15 protein-coding genes and 2 pseudogenes are annotated in these 17,766 nt (G+C 70.7%); 13 read left to right on the forward strand and 4 right to left on the reverse strand.

Annotated features, from left to right (window positions below; all coding sequences use genetic code 11):
- Nucleotides 1-35 precede the first annotated feature (35 nt).
- Nucleotides 36-1,067, forward strand: coding sequence for a uroporphyrinogen decarboxylase/cobalamine-independent methonine synthase family protein (locus ACFFQA_RS28835; protein WP_377859042.1), 1,032 nt, complete (start codon nucleotides 36-38; stop codon nucleotides 1,065-1,067).
- Between the two features lie 364 nt (nucleotides 1,068-1,431).
- Nucleotides 1,432-3,300: a glycoside hydrolase family 9 protein gene (locus ACFFQA_RS28840; RefSeq protein ID WP_377859045.1), complete on the forward strand. Its 1,869-nt coding sequence runs from the start codon at nucleotides 1,432-1,434 to the stop codon at nucleotides 3,298-3,300.
- Between the two features lie 19 nt (nucleotides 3,301-3,319).
- Here ACFFQA_RS28840 and ACFFQA_RS28845 read toward each other — a convergent pair whose 3' ends face one another.
- Nucleotides 3,320-4,315 (reverse strand): YeiH family protein, encoded by a 996-nt coding sequence (locus ACFFQA_RS28845; RefSeq protein WP_377859047.1) that lies wholly within the window; start codon nucleotides 4,313-4,315, stop codon nucleotides 3,320-3,322.
- 70 nt (nucleotides 4,316-4,385) lie between these two features.
- On the opposite strand from ACFFQA_RS28845, the gene ACFFQA_RS28850 reads away from it, so the two are divergent.
- From ACFFQA_RS28850 to ACFFQA_RS28870, 5 genes and pseudogenes are all read left to right on the forward strand, one after another.
- Nucleotides 4,386-5,273, forward strand: coding sequence for a LysR family transcriptional regulator (locus ACFFQA_RS28850; protein ID WP_377859050.1), 888 nt, complete (start codon nucleotides 4,386-4,388; stop codon nucleotides 5,271-5,273).
- A gap of 58 nt (nucleotides 5,274-5,331) precedes the next feature.
- On the forward strand, nucleotides 5,332-5,973 hold the full coding sequence (locus ACFFQA_RS28855; RefSeq protein WP_377859054.1) for a hypothetical protein: 642 nt from the start codon (nucleotides 5,332-5,334) through the stop codon (nucleotides 5,971-5,973).
- A 35-nt stretch (nucleotides 5,974-6,008) separates the two neighbouring features.
- Entirely contained in the window at nucleotides 6,009-8,165 is a 2,157-nt protein-coding gene (gene ligA, locus ACFFQA_RS28860) for an NAD-dependent DNA ligase LigA (protein ID WP_377859057.1), read from the forward strand.
- 217 nt (nucleotides 8,166-8,382) lie between these two features.
- Nucleotides 8,383-8,595 (forward strand): annotated as a pseudogene (locus ACFFQA_RS28865) (DddA-like double-stranded DNA deaminase toxin); the annotation flags it as partial.
- Nucleotides 8,596-9,083: 488 nt separating this feature from the next.
- Nucleotides 9,084-10,211, forward strand: a complete 1,128-nt coding sequence (locus ACFFQA_RS28870; protein ID WP_377859060.1) for an HNH endonuclease signature motif containing protein — start codon at nucleotides 9,084-9,086, stop codon at nucleotides 10,209-10,211.
- A gap of 230 nt (nucleotides 10,212-10,441) precedes the next feature.
- Here ACFFQA_RS28870 and ACFFQA_RS28875 read toward each other — a convergent pair.
- Nucleotides 10,442-11,238, reverse strand: a pseudogene (locus ACFFQA_RS28875) (IS5 family transposase).
- A 248-nt stretch (nucleotides 11,239-11,486) separates the two neighbouring features.
- On the opposite strand from ACFFQA_RS28875, the gene ACFFQA_RS28880 reads away from it, so the two are divergent.
- Nucleotides 11,487-11,882: an amidohydrolase family protein gene (locus ACFFQA_RS28880; RefSeq protein WP_377859062.1), complete on the forward strand. Its 396-nt coding sequence runs from the start codon at nucleotides 11,487-11,489 to the stop codon at nucleotides 11,880-11,882.
- A 245-nt stretch (nucleotides 11,883-12,127) separates the two neighbouring features.
- Nucleotides 12,128-12,844, forward strand: a complete 717-nt coding sequence (locus tag ACFFQA_RS28885) for a hypothetical protein (protein ID WP_377859065.1) — start codon at nucleotides 12,128-12,130, stop codon at nucleotides 12,842-12,844.
- Here ACFFQA_RS28885 and ACFFQA_RS28890 read toward each other — a convergent pair.
- The gene (locus ACFFQA_RS28890) at nucleotides 12,831-13,103 is read right to left on the reverse strand and encodes a DNA alkylation repair protein (RefSeq protein WP_377859068.1); all 273 of its coding nucleotides are present in this window, start codon (nucleotides 13,101-13,103) and stop codon (nucleotides 12,831-12,833) included. The two genes, ACFFQA_RS28885 and ACFFQA_RS28890, sit on opposite strands and share 14 nt — an antisense overlap.
- 56 nt (nucleotides 13,104-13,159) lie before the next feature.
- A complete protein-coding gene (locus ACFFQA_RS28895) occupies nucleotides 13,160-13,813 on the reverse strand; it encodes an ACT domain-containing protein (RefSeq protein ID WP_377859071.1) in 654 nt (217 codons plus the stop codon).
- Between the two features lie 256 nt (nucleotides 13,814-14,069).
- Here ACFFQA_RS28895 and gatC point away from each other — a divergent pair, with 256 nt between their 5' ends.
- Genes gatC through gatB form a run of 4 tightly spaced genes read left to right on the forward strand, consistent with a single transcriptional unit; the run spans nucleotide 14,070 to nucleotide 17,635 of the window.
- Entirely contained in the window at nucleotides 14,070-14,369 is a 300-nt protein-coding gene (gene gatC, locus ACFFQA_RS28900) for an Asp-tRNA(Asn)/Glu-tRNA(Gln) amidotransferase subunit GatC (RefSeq protein ID WP_377859073.1), read from the forward strand.
- Nucleotides 14,369-15,874, forward strand: coding sequence for an Asp-tRNA(Asn)/Glu-tRNA(Gln) amidotransferase subunit GatA (gene gatA, locus ACFFQA_RS28905; RefSeq protein WP_377859076.1), 1,506 nt, complete (start codon nucleotides 14,369-14,371; stop codon nucleotides 15,872-15,874). Before gatC ends, gatA begins: the two co-directional genes overlap by 1 nt.
- Nucleotides 15,871-16,140 carry a hypothetical protein gene (locus tag ACFFQA_RS28910; RefSeq protein WP_377859079.1) on the forward strand — a complete coding sequence of 90 codons (270 nt, stop codon included), beginning with the start codon at nucleotides 15,871-15,873 and terminating at the stop codon, nucleotides 16,138-16,140. The genes gatA and ACFFQA_RS28910 overlap by 4 nt, the downstream gene beginning before the upstream one ends.
- On the forward strand, nucleotides 16,130-17,635 hold the full coding sequence (gene gatB, locus ACFFQA_RS28915) for an Asp-tRNA(Asn)/Glu-tRNA(Gln) amidotransferase subunit GatB (protein ID WP_377859082.1): 1,506 nt from the start codon (nucleotides 16,130-16,132) through the stop codon (nucleotides 17,633-17,635). Before ACFFQA_RS28910 ends, gatB begins: the two co-directional genes overlap by 11 nt.
- Nucleotides 17,636-17,766: the final 131 nt, after the last annotated feature.

The raw sequence follows: 17,766 nt of genomic DNA on the forward strand, positions 1-17,766 counted from the left end.
GCGCCCCCGATGCGGCGAGGTGATAGGCAGAAGGGGTGACCCAAGCACCCTGGCCTGCCGCGACGGCGACCGGAATCGGCTCGATGCCCGGCGTCGACCCCCTTGAGGCAGCCCGCGTGGTCGCCGGTGAGCTGCCGGTGCTGCCGCACCTGCCGGAACTTCCCGCCCGCGGTGTCGGCGCGGACCTCGTCGGCCGCACGGTCGGGCTGCTGGTGGACATCGCCGTCGAGGTGGTCCCCTCCGGCTACCGGGTGACCGCGCGGCCCGGCCGCGACCACCGCCGCTGCGTCGACCAGCTGCGCGGCGACCTGGACGCGGTCGAGGAGGCCCTCGACGGCCTCCGCCCCGAGCTGTTCAAGGTGCAGGCCGCCGGACCGTGGACGCTGGCCTCGATGGTCGAGCTCCAGCGCGGGCACCGCGTGATGACCGACCACGGCGCGCTCCGGGAGTTCGCGGAGTCGCTGGCGGAGGGCCTGGCCCGGCACGTCACCGAGGTCGCCGCGCGCACGGGCGCGAAGGTCGTGGTCCAGCTCGACGAGCCGGTGCTGCCCGCCGTGCTCGCGGGCTCGCTGCCCACCCCCTCCGGCTACGGCAACGTCGCGAAGGTGCACGAGCCGGAGGCGGAAGCCTTGCTGCGCACCGTGATCACGACGGCGGCCGAGGCGAGCGGCCAGCCGGTCGTGGTGCACTGCTGCGCCGACCGGCCGCCGGTGACGGTGCTGCGCCGCGCGGGAGCGGGAGCGATCGCGATCGACCTCGCGCCGTTGGCGGGCGCGCCGGCCGCGCTCTGGGACGAGCTGGGGGAGGCGTGGCAGGACGGCGTCCCGCTGTGGCTCGGCGTGGTGCCGGGAGTGGACCCCGGCAAGCCGGTGACCCTGCGCGAGGCGGCCCAACCCGCGTTCGCCCTGGCCGACCGGCTCGGCTTCGACCGCGCGAAGCTGCCAGCCCTCGCGGTGCCGACCCCGGGCTGCGGCCTGGCGGGAGCGACGCCGGCGTGGGCGCGCCGCGCGCTGGCGCTGGTCAACGACGTGGCCAAGGCGTTCGTGGAGCCCCCGGAGAGCTGGTGACGCGCAGGAGTCGTCGGAGGACGGCGGTGCGCCCCCTTTCCTGAGTATCGGGTGGGGTTGCGGGGGTGTTCAGGGGGCGGGCGCGATCTGTGGACGGTGTGCGCTGATGTGGACAACTCCCGATCTTGCGGGGGCGGGCGCGGTTGTGGTGTCACCCCGCCCCGGCAGGCTTGAAGTCGGGGGCTCTGCATCTCGTCCTGACCGTGGTTTCGCACTCGCAGCGGGGTTTTGGGCGCGCGCGTGTGCCCACTACGAGTGCGCAACGGGCATTGACGGTGGTGTGCGGCGCGGGGGAGGATTGGCGACCAATAGGGAAGGTTGTTAACTAATTGGGCTTCCGCCGCCGGCCCGGAACGGAGGGTTCGTGCGTCGTCCCCGCAGTACCGTGGCCGCCGTTGTCGCGGCGCTCGCCGTCGGACTCGGCTCCGCGCCCGCCATCGCCGCACCGGCGGACAGCTTCGTTCGCGTCGACGGGATCGGCTACGCGCTCGGTGAGAGCAAGACCGCCTACCTGCTCGCGCCGGCCGCCAAGGTCTCCACCTTCACCGTGGTGGACCAGCGCGACCGGATCGTGCTGCGCGGCAAGGCGGGCGCCAGTCTTGGCGGGTGGAACGGGCGGTTCACGTCCGTGCGGCCGCTGGACCTCTCCTCGCTCAACCTGCCCGGCCGGTATCGCGTGAAGGTCGGCGGAGCCACGTCGCCGGAGTTCGCGGTCGGCTCGGCAGAGGACCTCTTCCGGCCGTGGGTCGACAAGACCGTCCAGTTCTTCCAGACCCAGCGCGACGGCGCGGACGTCGTGCCCGGCGCCTTCGACCGCAAGGCGTCGCACCTCGCCGACCGGCGGGCGACCGTCTACGAGACCCCCGAGTTCGACGCCGAGAACCGGCCGACCGCGCTGCTCAAGCCGGTCGGCGGACCCGTGGACATCGAGGGCGGGTGGTTCGACGCCGGTGACTTCCTCAAGTTCACCCACGCCACCTCCTACTCGCTGGCCAGCCTCCAGTACCTCCAGCGCGAGCTGCGCCAGCCGCACGCCGCGCTGAACGCGGAGATCGACCACGGTCTGAGGTGGCTCGACAAGGCGTGGGACGCCACGAACAAGACCCTCTACATCCAGGTCGGCATCGGGCCGGGCAACTCCGACCTGGGGTTCAAGGGCGACCACGACGTGTGGCGGCTGCCCCAGGACGACGACGCCCTCACCGTCAAGCCGGGGGATGAGAAGTACTTCGTCAAGCACCGCCCGCTGTTCCGCGCGAGCGCGCCGGGGGCGCCGATCAGCCCCAACCTGGCCGGTCGGGTCGCCGCCTCCTTCGCCATGGCGGCGCAGTACAACGCGCGCAAGAACCCAGCGCTGGCAAGGAAGTACCTCGATGAGGGCGCCTCGATCCTCGCGCAGGCGCAGACCGAGAACGTCGATCCAGACAAGCTCGTGACCGCTCTGCCCAGGGCCTTCTACCCGGAGAGCTCGTGGATGGACGACATGGAGCTCGGCGCGGCCGAGCTCGCCGCGGCCGGGCGCGCGTTGCGCGACCCGCGTGCGGCGGACTGGGCGCGCGCCGCGACCAAGTGGGCCAAGAGCTACATCGCCAGCGGCGAGACGGACACGCTCAACCTCTACAACACCAGCGCGCTCGCGCACGCGTCGCTGGTCCGCCTGCTGCGCGGCGGTTCCGTGCCGGGCGCGGAGGTCACCGAGCGGGACCTGACCGACCACATCCGCAAGCAGCTCCAGTCCGGTGTGGACAGTGCGGCGAAGAGCCCGTTCGGCACGGCCGCCAGCATCACCAGCTTCGACGCCGCGCCGCGCAGCTTCGGGTTCGCCTCGACCGCGCAGCTCTACCGCTCGCTCACCGGTGACCGCCGCTTCGACGCCTTCGGCACCCGGCAGCGCGGGTTCGCGCTCGGCACCAACGCGTGGGGTGTCTCGCTCCTGATCGGAGCTGGGGACTTCTCGCGGTGCGTCCACCACCAGGTCGCCAACCTCCAAGGCGACCTCAACGGCGGGAAGAAGGTGCTGGTGGGGGCCGTGATCAACGGTCCGAACCAGGCCGGCCTGCTCGGTGAGCCCGGCGAGTTCGGCGAGATGCGGCCGTGCCGCAGGGACATGAGCGCCTTCGACGGGTCCGGCTCGGAGTTCCTTGACGACACCAGGTCCTGGGCGACGTCGGAGACGGCGATCGACTTCACCTCGACCGCGATGCTCACCTTCGGGCTGACCTCGCTGCGCTGACCACGCGGGGTGCGGCGGCTCAGCCGAGCAGCCGCACCCCGGTGTAGGCCACCAGCGTCACCAGCAGCGTCGAGCCCAGGCCGAGCACCAGGGCCTTCGGCCCGGTCTTGGCCAGCGACCGCACCCGGACCCCGGAGCCGAGCCCGAACAGCGCACCCGCGAGGAGCAGTCCGGTGACGTCCTTCGTCATGGGCACCCAGGCTTCGGGGAACAGCTCGGTGCTGCGCACCACCACCATCGCGAGGAAACCCAGCACGAACAACGGGATCAGCGGCGGGCGCCCGCCTTCGGCGGCCGGACGCCTGCGCCGCTCCGCGATGCTCAGCCCGGCCGCGAGCGGGGCGAGCAGCACAACGCGGCTCAGCTTCACCACCACCGCCGCGGCGACAGCGGCCGCGCCCGCTGGAGAGGCCGCCGCGACGACCTGGGCGACCTCGTGCACGCTCGCGCCCGCCCACATGCCGAGCTCGACACCGTCGGCCAGCAGCGGCAGCACCAGCATCGAGACGCTGCCGAACAGCGTCACCAGGCCGACCGCCGTCGCGACCTCGGACTCCTCGCGCTCGACAATGCCCTCCACGGCGGCGACGGCGGACGCGCCACAGATCGAGAATCCCGTGCTCACCATCAACGTCAGCCCGCGCGGCAGGCCGAGCAGGCGGCCCAGCAGCACCGTGCCGAAGAACGTCGTCAGCACCGTCACCAGCACCACCAGCAGCATGCCGCCGCCGAGCTGGAGCACCTGCGCCACCGACAGCTGGACCCCGAGCAGCACCACACCGGCGCGCAGGAACCGCCGAGTCGCCCACTTCAGGCCCGGCCTCGCCGACTCCGGCAGCACCGGGAGGTTGCCGACGAGCACGCCGAGTACCACCGCGCCTGTCAACGGGCTCACCGCAGGGACCAGGCGGTTCACCGCAAGAGAGAGCGCGACCGCCACGGCGATGACGCCGAGGCCCGGCAGGGTGACGCGGACCGCTGAGAGGGTGGCTGGCGAGAGGCGGGCGACGGGCACCCCGCCACCCTGCACCCGCCCGCGCGTCGCCGGTAGCCCCGAGATCGGCAAGAGGTCATACCCTTGGGTTATGAGCCAGCTCCCGGACGTCGAGTCGCTGCGGCTGCTCGTGCTCGTCGGCGAGCTGGGCAGCCTGGGCCGTGCGGCGAGCGCGCTGGAGATCAGCCAGCCCTCGGCGAGCAAGCGGATCTCGACCCTGGAACGGCGGCTGCGGCTGGTGCTGGTCGAACGCAGCCGCAGCGGCTCCAGCCTCACCCCGGCGGGCCGGGTGGTCAGCGACTGGGCGCGGCGCGTGCTCGACGAGCTGGACGCGCTGCTCACCGGAGCCGAGGCGTTGCGCGGCGAACAGGACGCGGAGCTGCGGGTCGCGGCGAGCATGACCGTCGCAGAGCACCTCGCCCCCGGCTGGATCGGCGAGCTGCGCCGCGGTGTCCCCGATCTCTACGTCGGTCTTCAGGTCACCAACTCCGTCACGGTCGCCGACCTGGTCAGAAGGGCCGAGGTCGGCATCGGCTTCATCGAGTCGCCGACGGTTCCGCCCGGCCTGAGCTCGCGCCGCGTCGCCGCCGACCGCCTCGCCGTTGTCGTGGCCCCGCGACACCCGTGGTCGCGCAGGAGACGGCCGCTGACCTCCGAGGAGCTCGCCGCGACCCCGCTCGTCGTGCGCGAACCGGGCTCGGGCACCCGCGACACCCTGGAGCGCGCGCTCGGCCCCGTGCGGCCGCTGCTGGAGCTCGGCTCCACGACGGCGGTGCGCAGCGCGGTGATGAGCGGGGCGGGTCCGGCCGTGCTGAGCGTGCTCGCCGTCCAGGCCGACCTGACCGACGGCCGCCTCGTCGAGGTACCGGTGGACGGGCTCGACCTGCGCCGTTCGCTGCGCGCGGTGTGGCCGTCCGGCCGCAAGCTCGGCGGACATGCGGCGACCCTGCTCGCGGTCGCCGTTCGCTCGGCACACTGACCTCAGATGACGAAACCACCCTCGGCAAGGCAACATGATCGCGACAAGAATGGGGTTCATGGTGAAGTTCCTGCGTCGCCGGGCCGAGGAGCCGGACCACGCCGCGCTGGCCGCCGAGTTCTGGCGCCGGTGGGACGAGCTGCTGCCCGTGCTCAGCTCGGCGCTCGGCGAGCGTGAGCCGCGCAAGGTCGAGCCGCTGCTCTGCGACACGGTCGCCGCGCTGCACCCGGACCTGCACTTCACCGTCGAACGCGGCCACGACTCGGTGTACGCGCTGGTCGTCAGCGCCCAGGGCGACCCGGCGCTGCGGCCCTACACCGACGCCTGGCTGGCCGCCGCGCCGGAGCCCAGCGCGCTGTGGGAGTACCACGACGCCGTGCCCGCCGTGCCGGACCCGACCCAGGTCACCGTGAACCTGGGCGCGCACCGGCTCGCGCTCGGCCAGGTCCGGGTCGCCGCCAGGGTCGACGAGGCGGCGGGCGTGGTCGACGTGGAGGTCTACCACCCCCGGCTGGCCGAGCTGGACGACGCCGCCAAGGCCGCGATGACCTTCCTCCCGCTGGACGCCACCCTCGGTGAGCGGCTGGCCTCCGACCGCCTCGGCCGGGTCGAGACCGCCGAGACCGAGCCGGACGACTCGATCGGGTTACTGGAGTTCCGGGCGCTGGTGCGCGACCTCGACCGACTCGCGGGCGGCTGAGCGGGACTGTCGGTCCCCCTGTTTACTCTGCACTTGTGACCAGCGAAGACCAGCTTCCCGAGCACGCACCCGGTGTCGAGGCTGAGGGCGTGGAAGACGTCCCGGGCGAGGTGCGCGAGCGTCATGCGGCGCTCGCGCAGGAGGTCTCCGAACACCAGTTCCGGTACTACTTCACGACGCCGACGATCTCCGACGGCGAGTTCGACGAGCTGTTCCGCGAGCTCCAGGCGATCGAGGCCGAGCACCCCGCGCTGGTCACCCCCGACTCGCCGACGCAGCGGGTCGGCACCGGGTTCGTCACCGAGTTCACCGCGGCCGACCACCTGGAGCGGATGCTCAGCCTGGACAACGCCTTCAGCCACGACGACATGCGCGCGTGGGTGGAGCGGGTGGAGAAGGAGGTCGGCTCCGGCGCGCACTACCTGTGCGAGCTCAAGATCGACGGCCTCGCGGTCAACCTGCTCTACGAGAACGGCAGGCTGACCCGCGGCCTGACCAGGGGCGACGGCCGCACCGGTGAGGACGTCACGCTCAACCTGCGCACCCTGCGCGACATCCCCGAGCGGCTGACCGGCACCGACGAGTTCCCCGTCCCCGACCTGGTCGAGGTGCGCGGCGAGGTGTTCTTCACCCTGGAGGACTTCGCCGCGCTCAACGCCAGCCAGGTCGATGCGGAGAAACCGCCGTTCGCCAACCCGCGCAACGCCGCGGCGGGCTCGCTGCGGCAGAAGGACCCGCGCGTCACCGGGAGCAGGGCCTTGCGGATGATCTCGCACGGCCTCGGCAAGCGCACCGGTTTCGAGCCCGCGCGCCAGTCGGAGTCCTACGCGGCGCTGAAGGCGTGGGGCCTTCCGGTGTCCAAGCACACCAGGGTGCTGTCCACAGTGGACGAGATACTGGCGCACATCGACCACTGGGGCGAGCACCGCCACGACGCCGAGCACGAGATCGACGGCGTGGTGATCAAGGTCGACGAGGTCCCGCTGCAGCGCAGGCTCGGCAGCACCTCGCGCGCGCCGCGCTGGGCGATCGCCTACAAGTACCCACCGGAGGAGGCCACCACCGAGCTGATCGACATCCGGGTCAACGTGGGCCGCACCGGCCGGGTCACGCCCTACGCGGTGATGGAGCCGGTCAAGGTCGCCGGGTCCACGGTCGCCATGGCCACGCTGCACAACGCCGACGAGGTCCGCCGCAAGGGCGTGCTGATCGGCGACCGGGTAGTGATCCGCAAGGCGGGTGACGTGATCCCCGAGGTGCTCGGCCCAGTGGTGGACGCCCGCGACGGTTCCGAGCGCGAGTTCGTGATGCCGACGCACTGCCCGGAGTGCGCGACGGAGCTGGCGTACCAGAAGGAGGGCGACGTGGACATCCGTTGCCCCAACCAGCGCAGTTGCCCCGCCCAGCTCCGCGAGCGGCTGTTCCACCTCGCCGGGCGGGGCGCGTTCGACATCGAGGTGCTCGGCTACAAGGCGGCGACCGCGCTGCTGGACTCGGGGGTGATCGCCGACGAGGGCGACGTCTTCGACCTCACCGCGGACAAGCTGCTCCAGGTGGACCTGTTCCGCACGGACAAGGGCGTGCTGTCCAAGAACGCCGAGAACCTGCTGGAGAACCTGGAGACCGTCAAGGACCGTCCACTGTGGAAGGTCATCGTGGCGCTGTCCATCCGGCACGTCGGCCCGACCGCCGCCCAGGCGCTGGCCCGCGAGTTCGGCTCGCTGGAGGAGATCGCGTCCGCGGACGAGGAGAAGCTCGCCGCGGTGGACGGCGTCGGCCCCAGGATCGCCAAGTCCGCCCACGAGTGGTTCCAGGTGGACTGGCACCGCGAGGTCGTTGACAAGTGGCGCGCGGCCGGGGTGCGCATGGAGGACGAGCGCGACGACTCGGTGCCCAGGACCCTGGAGGGCATGTCCATCGTGGTCACGGGCACGCTGAGCGCCTTCTCCCGCGACGAGGCGAAAGAGGCGATCATGGCCCGCGGCGGCCGGGCGGCCAGTGGGGTGTCGAAGAAGACCGCCTTCGTGGTGGTCGGCGACAACCCGGGCTCCAAGCACGACAAGGCCCTCCAGCTGAAGGTCCCGGTGCTGGACGAGGACGGTTTCCGCGTCCTGCTCGCCGACGGTCCGGAAGCGGCGACGGAGATCGCCCAGATCGGTGACCCCGCCGCCGAGGCCCCACCCGAGGACTGAGCGCTGTCCCACCAGTCACCCCAGCGGTGAGGATGACCGCACCGGTGTGCGGCTGATGTGTCGGCTCCTCAGGGGAGCACCTGCTGCAAGGGGAGACCGGCACATGGCCAGCATTGAGCAGCGCAAGTGCACGGGCGTGGCGCAGAGCGTGACCTGTGACGCCGACGCGTGACCGGGTCGAACAGCTACGCGCCCTGTCGTACCGCGCTTCGGCCAGAAGTCCCACGGTCGGTGGATCGGGCCGGGCGGGGAGGCGCATGCCGTGGTCGGCGGTAACGACGAGACAATTCGGGTCTTCAAGGACATGAAGTCCCGCCATGTTCCGCAGCGTGCGTCGGATGTGGACATGAAACTAGCTGCTCAGATACGAGGGAATGGCATCCGGTCGGCAGCACTGGTCATTAATGACACCCCTTTCGCGGCCCGATGAGCTGCCATGCCCTGGTGCCAGTGAACCTTCCGAAGGGGGCGGCTTTACGGGTGTGTCTCGTGCGGCTGTTGGCGGGGAGTCGAGCATGGCTCTCGGATGTGGATGAGTTGTCGCGGTGGTTGGTGCTCGACGATCGGTGGGCACTGGTCGCGCCGGTGATCCCGTCCGCAGGGTGGGCGGTTGGTGCTCGCGTCCCGGGCGGTGCTGGACGTGGCGTCGGCGTGGGGTGAGAAGAGGGGGCGCTGACCCGGTCCGAACCCGGCCGACCGGGGAACGCCCCTTTCCTGCCCCGCCCCGATGGCTGGGGGTCCGCAGCCACCCTCAACGACCACCTCGCACCGGAACCCATGGCCACCGCGATCTCCCGCCGCACACTCTGACCTGTTCCACGAACTTTTCCGACTGAGACGCCCCCTGAGTATAGAATCAGCACGCCATTTCACCCTATAGAGCCATGATCGCCATTTTTGGCGCGATAGAATAGGAATATGACCCCGGATGAGACCCTCGACGCAATCGAGGACGCCTACCGCGCGGTGAATCACGCGCACGCGGTCCTGGCACGCTGTCTCGCCGATTTGGTGGTCAGCACGGATTTCGCGGAGTACCCGTATCTCGGCGATGAGGTCGGCGCTCTGTTGTCGATTTCCTCGCGCAAGGCCAGCACACTGATCAACCACGCCGAGAACCTCGCCTCCCGCCCCGCCGTGCTCGCGGCGTTGGAGGAGGGGCGGATCGATCAGGGCAAGGCCCTGTTGATCGTGGACCAGGTGGAGCCGTTGACGGCTGTGCAGGCGGAGATCGTGGAAGCGGTACTGGTGGAGTACGCCCGCACGCACCACTACAGCCGGATCCGGCAGCACGCCCAACGGTTGATCGCGAAGTTGGACCCGGAAGCGGCGGCGCGGCGGCATGAGGAGAAGAAGCGCACCCGCCGGGTGGAGAAGCTGAACCTCGATGACGCGATGTGTGCGTTGCGGTTCCAGTTCACCGCCGTCCAGGGGGCGTTGGTGTGGGATCGGATCGACCGCATCGCCCGAGGCCTGGGCGACGATGAGCGGACCATGGACCAGCGCCGGGCGGATGTCGCGTTCGATCTGCTGATGGGCAAGGAGACCGGCGCCCCGCAGGGTGAGGTGAAGGTCCTGGTCACCCTCCCCGCCACGACGTTGATGGGGATGGATCAGGAACCCGGGATGCTGGCGGGCTATGGCCCGATTCCCGCAGATGTGGCGCGGGATATCGCGGCGGGTGGCACGTGGAAGCGGATCCTGACCGACCCGGTCACTGGGGTGGCGGTGGATGTGGGGCGGACGAACTACCGCCCGTCAGCGGCTCTCGCGGACCTGGTGCGGGCGCGGGATGTGACGTGTGTGGCGATCGGCTGTCGCCAACCGGCGCACCGCTGCGACCTGGACCATTGCGAACCCTTCGACGGCACCAACACCATCGCGGATGACCTGGGCGCGAAATGCCGACGACATCACGTGATGAAACATCACACCCGGTGGAAACGAACCCAGCTCCCCGGCGGTATCCATATCTGGACCACGCCGATGGGACGCACTTATGTCCGGGAGCCGGAACCGATCGCGGATCCTGGTCCACCGTTTTAGATCCGACCCCGGCTAGCCCGCCACCGCTTTAGGTGAGCGGGCTAGCGGTAATGGATGCCCAAGGAAATCCGCACCCAAGTCCGGGAGAATTCCCGAGGGCAACCCGACGGAGTCGGGGCGGCAGCACGGCCGTAAACGTCACCACAACCTCAACACCCGCCACGTCACGACGGCCATTCGCGGGCTTATGGACGCTTCCGCGCCCCCACTAACGTCCATAAGAAGGTGTCTCATTTGGGGAGTTTCTTGAAGCAGGTCAGGGCCGCTGCGAGGGTGACGAATCCGAGGTAGTGCAGGGCTTTGTGTTCGTAGCGCAGGGTCAGGCGCCGGTAACCGGTGAGCCAGGCGAGGGTGCGCTCGATGACCCAGCGGTGCCGGCCCAGTCTCTCCGAGGAGTCGATGCCCTTGCGGGCGATGCGCACGGCGATGCCGCGCTCGCGCAGTCAGGCACGCAGATCCCGGACATCGTAGGCGGTGTCCGCGTGCAGCTTGGCGGGTATGCGCCGTCGCGGCCCGCGGCGGGAGCGGACCCGCGGGATCGCGGTCACCAGGGTTTCGGCCGCGAGGTGATCGTTGAGGTTGGCCGCGGAGACCCCGACCACCAGGGGCAGCCCGTTGCGGTCGGCCAACGCGTGGATCTTCGAGCCGTTCTTGCCCCGGTCGACCGGGTTCGGCCCGGTCAGCGATCCCCCTTTGTCGCCCGCACCGCCGCGGCGTCCAGCACCGCCCTCGACCAGTCGATCAGCCCCTGGGAGCCGAGCTCGTCCAGCACGGCCCGGTGCAGCCTCGCCCACAGCCCGGCCCTGGTCCAGGTGGTGAACCACCGGTGCGCGGTGGGCACCGCCACCCCGAACGAGGGCGGCAGATGCCGCCAGGCACACCCGCTGGTCAGCACGAACACGATCGCGGTGAACACCGCACGGGGCTCGGTCACCGCGCGCCCACCGCCCTGCGGGCGCTGCCCCGCGGGAGGGATCAACGGCTCGACCAGCGCCCACAGCTCATCGGGCACCAACCGCCGCGACAACTCATCCACGACCGAAGATCATGCTCGACACCCCACCAAGATCCAAGCGAGACACCCTCCAAGGAGATCCGCGTTCAGCCCGTAGTCGTCCGCAGCGGCGACGTCCTCGCGCTGCGCGGGTCAGGTGGCCTCACCGCTGAGGCGGTGTTCGATGGCGTGGATCAGGGAGGAGGTCAGCTGGTCGTGGAGCACAGTCGCATCGTTTCACGGTTGACCCTCACGCGACGTGAGTCCTTGGCGGCGCTCCCGTGGCAACGACGATGCCGAGCATCCGGATCTTCGACGGCGAGCGCGTGACCAGCGACTCGGCGGTGCGCCTGCACGACGGGCTGATCGTGGCGGTTGGCGGTCCTGAGCAGCTGGAGCCGGGGGACGAGCACGTCGACGGCGGGGGTGGGACGGTGCTGCCCGGCCTGATCGACGCGCACGTGCACCTGCTCAGCGGCTCGCCGAAGCAGGCGGTGACCTTCGGTGTGACGACGGTGCTGGACATGTTCAGCAAGCCCCGACCTCGTGCGGGAAGCGATGGAGCAGGGTGCCGGACCGAACGCTGCGGACGTGCGCTCGTCGAGCGTCGGGGCGACCGCGCCGGGCGGGCACCCGTCGCTGATGTACGCGCCTTTCCCTTACGTCACAGGTCCTGAGGAGGCCGAGGCGTTCGTCACGCGGGCGGCTTCGTGACACTGGTCGCGCAGGTCGGCGTCGCAGCGATCCTGGCTGCCAACGACGTCGCGGTGCGCGCGTGGTTCCTGGCCCTGTACCTTCCCGCTGAACCGCGGGCGGCCGGGCTGGTCGCGCTCGCCATAGCCCGGGGGGCTGGATGCTGACGAAGGCGCACGACAGGCCGCGAGGAAGCAGTCCGGCCTGCCCTGATGCGGAGGAACACGAAGTGCTGTCGCCGACCGAGCAGAACGACCTTCTCGCCGAGATCGCCCGCTTGCTCTCGACCGTTGTTCCCCAGAGCTTTCAGCTCGCGGAACTGAACGGCTTCGTGCTCGCGGGCACGTCCGGCTACCAGCTGCTGGTGGACAAGGGCGATCCCGAGAAGATGCGCCGGGTCCAGGTCCCCTTCGGGCTCGACGAGGTGATGCGCGAACTGCGGCGCGGGATGTACGACCCCGAGCGCGGTTCCTGGTACAGCCTCGTCTTTGAGCTCTCCGGAGACGGGAAGTACTCCGTCCGCTACAACTTCGACCGGCGACCCAGCAAGTCGATCCTCGACGACGAGTTCTCGCGCGACCTCTCCAACTTCCCGCGCGCCGAGGAACACATCCCGGACTGGCTGAAGGAACTCATGTCCACCGCGTCAAACGTCTTCGGCTTGGTGCTGGACAACCCGGATCTGCCCAATCCGCACCGCATCGCCGAGGCGTTCCGCGACGCCGGGTGGAGCACCGAGATGAACGAGGACACCGAGTACGCGCTGACCACCGACTGGGCGCGGATGAGCACGAAGAACACCTACCCCTTCGTCAGGTTCGCCGGGCGGGCCGACCTGTCCCGGATCGCGGAGCTGGAGGCCGTGCTCGCCACGCTGCCGTGGCAGGCTGAGTTCGAGACCTACGACGACCGAGGGCTGCTGCTCCGGGAGTTCAAGCTCGCTTGAGCGGCTCGGCGCGGAGTCCCGGTGGCAGCTTCTGCGTGGCGTAGCGGAGCGTGACCCGGGTGACCGCGCCCGCGTGCTCGCGCAGGAAACCGACGAGCCGGTCTTGGTCGATCTTGCCGACCTCGTGCAGCGCGCTCCCAGGTGTCGGTCGACCGGGCCAGGCGGTAGAGCGGGTCGCCCGGCTCGCCCACGAGTACCTGGAGCGGGGCGAAGACCGCTTCGCGTGACGGACCGGTCTTCCCCGGCACACCTTGGGCATCCGCCTTCACTCAGTCGGCTCTGCCTGTCGGTGCCCGTTCCCGGGCCGGACGCGCGCTAGTCGGGGAGGACCACCGAGACGATGCCCGCGAGGTGGGCGAGGCGGGCGACCTCGGCGGCCCGGAACATCGGGCCTCCTGGGCGGCCGACCAGCAGGACGCGGTCGGGGTGGCCCAGCGGCGTCGCCGCCAGCTCCGTGCCCAGCTCGCGCCAGGTCTCCGGGACCCAGTCCTCCTCGCCGTCGAGGATGCGGGCCTTCGGCAACGGCAGCCAGGGCAGGTCCAGCGCCTTGGTCTCCGGCGCCGCCGTGGAGGCCGCGAGGCGCCGCGGGCCGTCCGGGCCCAGTCGCGCCACGATGGCCCACCCGGCGCGGATGATCTTGGGGACGCCCTCGGCGAAGATCTCGACGCCCTTGCCGGGCTCGGCGGCCACCTCCTCGACGAGCTCCAGCTCGCGGTGGGTGTCCAGCACGCCGGCGTAGGGCCGGACCGCGTCCACCTCGACGCCCTCGACCGACTCCGCCGCGGTGATCAGCACGTCCGGCAGGCGACCGGAGGGCAGCTCCACCACCAGGTCGTCGACGGCAACGCCGGGTGAGCGCTCAACGACGTCCACGCTGAGGATGTCCGCGCCGATCTCGCCGAGGGCCGACGCCACGGCGCCGAGCGTGCCGGGGCGGTCGGGAAGCTGTACCCGGATCAGGAATGACACCGGCTCCAACGCCTCCTGAGCTGCAGGGGTCGGCGTCCAAGCGCCGCTGTCGGCCGCCGATTGTGGCAGAGACCACGGCGGGCGCCTCCGCCCGAGGCCGCTTTGTGCGGGACGGAAGCATGTTTGTAACACCTGAAGTTCTACCAGTGCCCTGCGACGGCTGAGCTGGTAACCGGTTCGGAACCGGTGCGGTGCTCGCCATACACTCGGACGGTCACGCCGTACTCGCACCACGCCGGACCAAGGGGTCGATGAAGTGCCCGCTATTTCCCGCGAGGAGGTGGCCAGCCTCGCGAAGCTCGCCAGGCTCTCGGTCACCGAATCCGAGTTGGACACCTTCGCAGGTCAGCTCGACGTCATCCTGCAGTCGGTGGCGCGCGTCGGTGAGGTCGCCGGCGCGGAGATCCCGCCGACCTCGCACGCCGTGCCGCTGACCAACGTCTTCCGTGAGGACGTCGTCCGGCCGGGGCTGACCCAGGAGCAGGCGCTCTCCGGCGCCCCCAAGTCCGAAGACGGCCGGTTCCGGGTGCCCCGGATCCTCGGCGAGGAGGCGTGATGAGCGAGCTGACCAGGCTCACCGCGGCCGAGCTGGCCGCCAAGATCCACTCTCGGGAGACCACCTCGGTCGCGGTCACCCAGGCGCACCTGGACCAGATCGCCGCCACCGACGCCGACGTCAACGCCTTCCTGCACGTCGACACCGAGGGCGCGCTCGCCGCCGCCGCCGCGGTCGACGCCGCGCTGGACGCCGGGCAGGCCCCAGCGTCGCCGCTGGCCGGTGTGCCGCTGGCGCTCAAGGACGTCTTCACCACCAAGGGCATCCCGACCACCTGCGGTTCGAAGATCCTCGAAGGCTGGATCCCGCCTTACGACGCGACGGTCACGCGCCGTCTGCGCGAGGCCGGTGTCGTCATCCTCGGCAAGACCAACATGGACGAGTTCGCGATGGGCTCCTCCACCGAGAACTCCGCGTACGGCCCGACCCGCAACCCGTGGGACATGCACCGCATCCCCGGTGGTTCCGGAGGTGGCAGCTCGGCCGCGCTCGCGGCGTTCCAGGCCCCGCTGTCCATCGGCACCGACACCGGTGGCTCGATCCGCCAGCCCGGCGCGGTCACCGGCACCGTCGGCGTGAAGCCCACCTACGGCGGCGTCTCCCGCTACGGGCTGGTCGCCTTCTCCTCCTCTTTGGACCAGGGCGGCCCCTGTGCGCGCACGGTGCTCGACGCCGCGCTGCTGCACGAGGTCATCGGCGGCCACGACCCGCTCGACTCCACCTCCATCAACGCCCCGGTGCCGCCCGTGGTCGCCGCCGCCCGCGAGGGTGCGAAGGCCGACCTGACCGGCGTGCGCGTCGGCGTGGTGCCGGAGTTCCGGGGTGAGGGCTACCAGCCCGGCGTGATCGGCGCCTTCGAGGTCGCCGTCGAGCAGCTGCGCGCGCTCGGCGCGGAGATCGTCGAGGTCTCCTGCCCGAACTTCACCTACGCGCTGCCCGCCTACTACCTGATCGCGCCGAGCGAGGCGTCGTCCAACCTCGCCCGCTTCGACGCGATGCGCTACGGCCTGCGGGTGGACGACGACGGCGCGCACAGCGCCGAGGAGGTCATGTCGCTGACCCGCGAGGCGGGGTTCGGCCCCGAGGTCAAGCGCCGCATCATGATCGGCACCTACGCGCTGTCCTCCGGCTACTACGACGCCTACTACGGCTCGGCGCAGAAGGTCCGCACGCTGATCACCCGCGACTTCGACTCCGCGTTCGGGCAGGTCGACGTCCTGGTCTCGCCGACGACGCCGACCACCGCGTTCAAGATCGGTGAGCGGGTCGACGACCCGATGGCGATGTACCTCGCCGACCTGTGCACCATCCCGTCGAACCTCGCGGGCAACGCGGCGATGAGCGTCCCCTGTGGACTCGCCGAGGAGGACGGCCTCCCGGTCGGCCTGCAGATCATGGCCCCGGCGCTGGCCGACGAGCGGATGTACCGGGTCGCCGCCGCCTACGAGGTCGCGCGCGGCGGGCCGCTGATGAACCAGGCGCCACGACTTGAGCCGGTTCGATGAGCGACTCGGACAAGGACGCGACCGTCCGGAAGTCCATCGGAGAGGTGCTCAACGGGGTCGAGCTGTTCCCGCTGCCGAAGGGCTGGACCCCGGTCGAGGCGCTGACCGTGGTCAAGTGCATGGATCCCAACGGTCAGATGACCTGGTGCACGCGCCGCACGTCCGGGATCAACGACGAGGAAATGCTCGGCTCGATGCTGCTGCAGATCGAGCTGCTGAAGCGGGACATGCTTGCCGACTGGGAGAACGACGGCGATGACGACTGACATCTCGGACCTGCTCGACTACGACGAGGTCGTGGAGCGCTTCGATCCGGTGCTCGGTCTCGAAGTGCACGTCGAGCTGCACACCAACACCAAGATGTTCTGCGGCTGCCCCACCACCTTCGGGGCCGAGCCGAACACCCAGGTGTGCCCGACCTGCCTCGGCCTGCCCGGTTCGCTGCCGGTGGTCAACGGCAAGGGCGTGGAGTCCGCCATCCGGATCGGCCTGGCCCTCAACTGCGAGATCGCCGAGTGGTGCCGGTTCGCGCGGAAGAACTACTTCTACCCCGACCAGCCGAAGAACTTCCAGACCTCCCAGTACGACGAGCCGATCGCCTACAACGGTCACCTCGACGTGGTGCTGGAGGACGGCGAGGTCTTCCGGGTGGAGATCGAGCGCGCGCACATGGAGGAGGACACCGGCAAGTCGCTGCACGTCGGCGGCTCCACCGGGCGCATCCACGGCGCGGACTACTCGCTGCTGGACTACAACCGCGCGGGCGTGCCGCTGATCGAGATCGTCACCAAGCCGATCGTCGGCGCCGGTGAGCGCGCCCCGGAGATCGCCAAGGCGTACGTGGGCGCGCTGCGCGACCTTCTGCGCGCGCTGGACGTCTCGGACGTGCGGATGGACCAGGGCTCGCTGCGGTGTGACGCCAACGTGTCGCTGATGCCCAAGGGCGCCAACGTCTTCGGCACGCGCACCGAGACCAAGAACGTCAACTCGCTGCGCAGCGTCGAGCGCGCGGTGCGCTACGAGATGCGGCGCCACGCGGCCGTGCTCGTCGGCGGTGGCGAGATCGTCCAGGAGACCCGGCACTTCGACGAGTCCACCGCGACGACCTCCGCCGGTCGCCGCAAGGAGACCGCCGAGGACTACCGGTACTTCCCGGAGCCGGACCTGGTGCCGGTCGCCCCGTCCCGCGAGTGGGTCGAAGAGCTGCGCGCCACGCTGCCCGAACTGCCGTGGGAGCGCCGCAAGCGCGTTCAGGCCGAGTGGAACCTCTCCGACCTGGAGCTGCGCGACCTGGTCAGCGCGGGCGCGCTGGACCTGATCGTGTCCACTGTGGACGCTGGTGCTGAGCCGGACGCCGCCCGCTCGTGGTGGGTGTCCTACCTCGCGCAGCAGGCCAACGCCCGCGGCGTCGAGCTGGACGCGCTTCCGATCACGCCGGTCCAGCTGGCCAGGGTGATCGCGCTGGTGGCCGAGGGCACGCTGACCAACAAGCTGGCCCGCCAGGTCGTCGACGGCGTGCTCGCCGGTGAGGGCGAGCCGGACGAGGTCGTCGCCACCCGCGGCCTCAAGGTCGTCTCGGACGACTCCGCGCTGCTCGCCGCGGTGGACGAGGCCCTCGCGGCGCAGCCGGACGTGGCCGAGAAGATCCGCAGCGGCAAGGTCCAGGCTGCCGGTGCCGTGGTCGGCGCGGTCATGAAGGCGACCAAGGGACAGGCGGACGCCAAGCGCGTGCGCGAGCTCGTGCTGGAGCGCTGCCAGTAACTCCCGAACACCCCGGATGCCCCGTGACGCCCGCCGTCGCGGGGCATCCGGCTTTCTCCCCCGCGAGGGGGAGCCGGTCCCCTCCGCGGCGGGATCGGTCCTGCGCCGTACCGAACCATGCTTGAGCACAT

This window comes from Allokutzneria oryzae, from assembly GCF_042429765.1.
Lineage (GTDB): Bacteria > Actinomycetota > Actinomycetes > Mycobacteriales > Pseudonocardiaceae > Allokutzneria > Allokutzneria oryzae.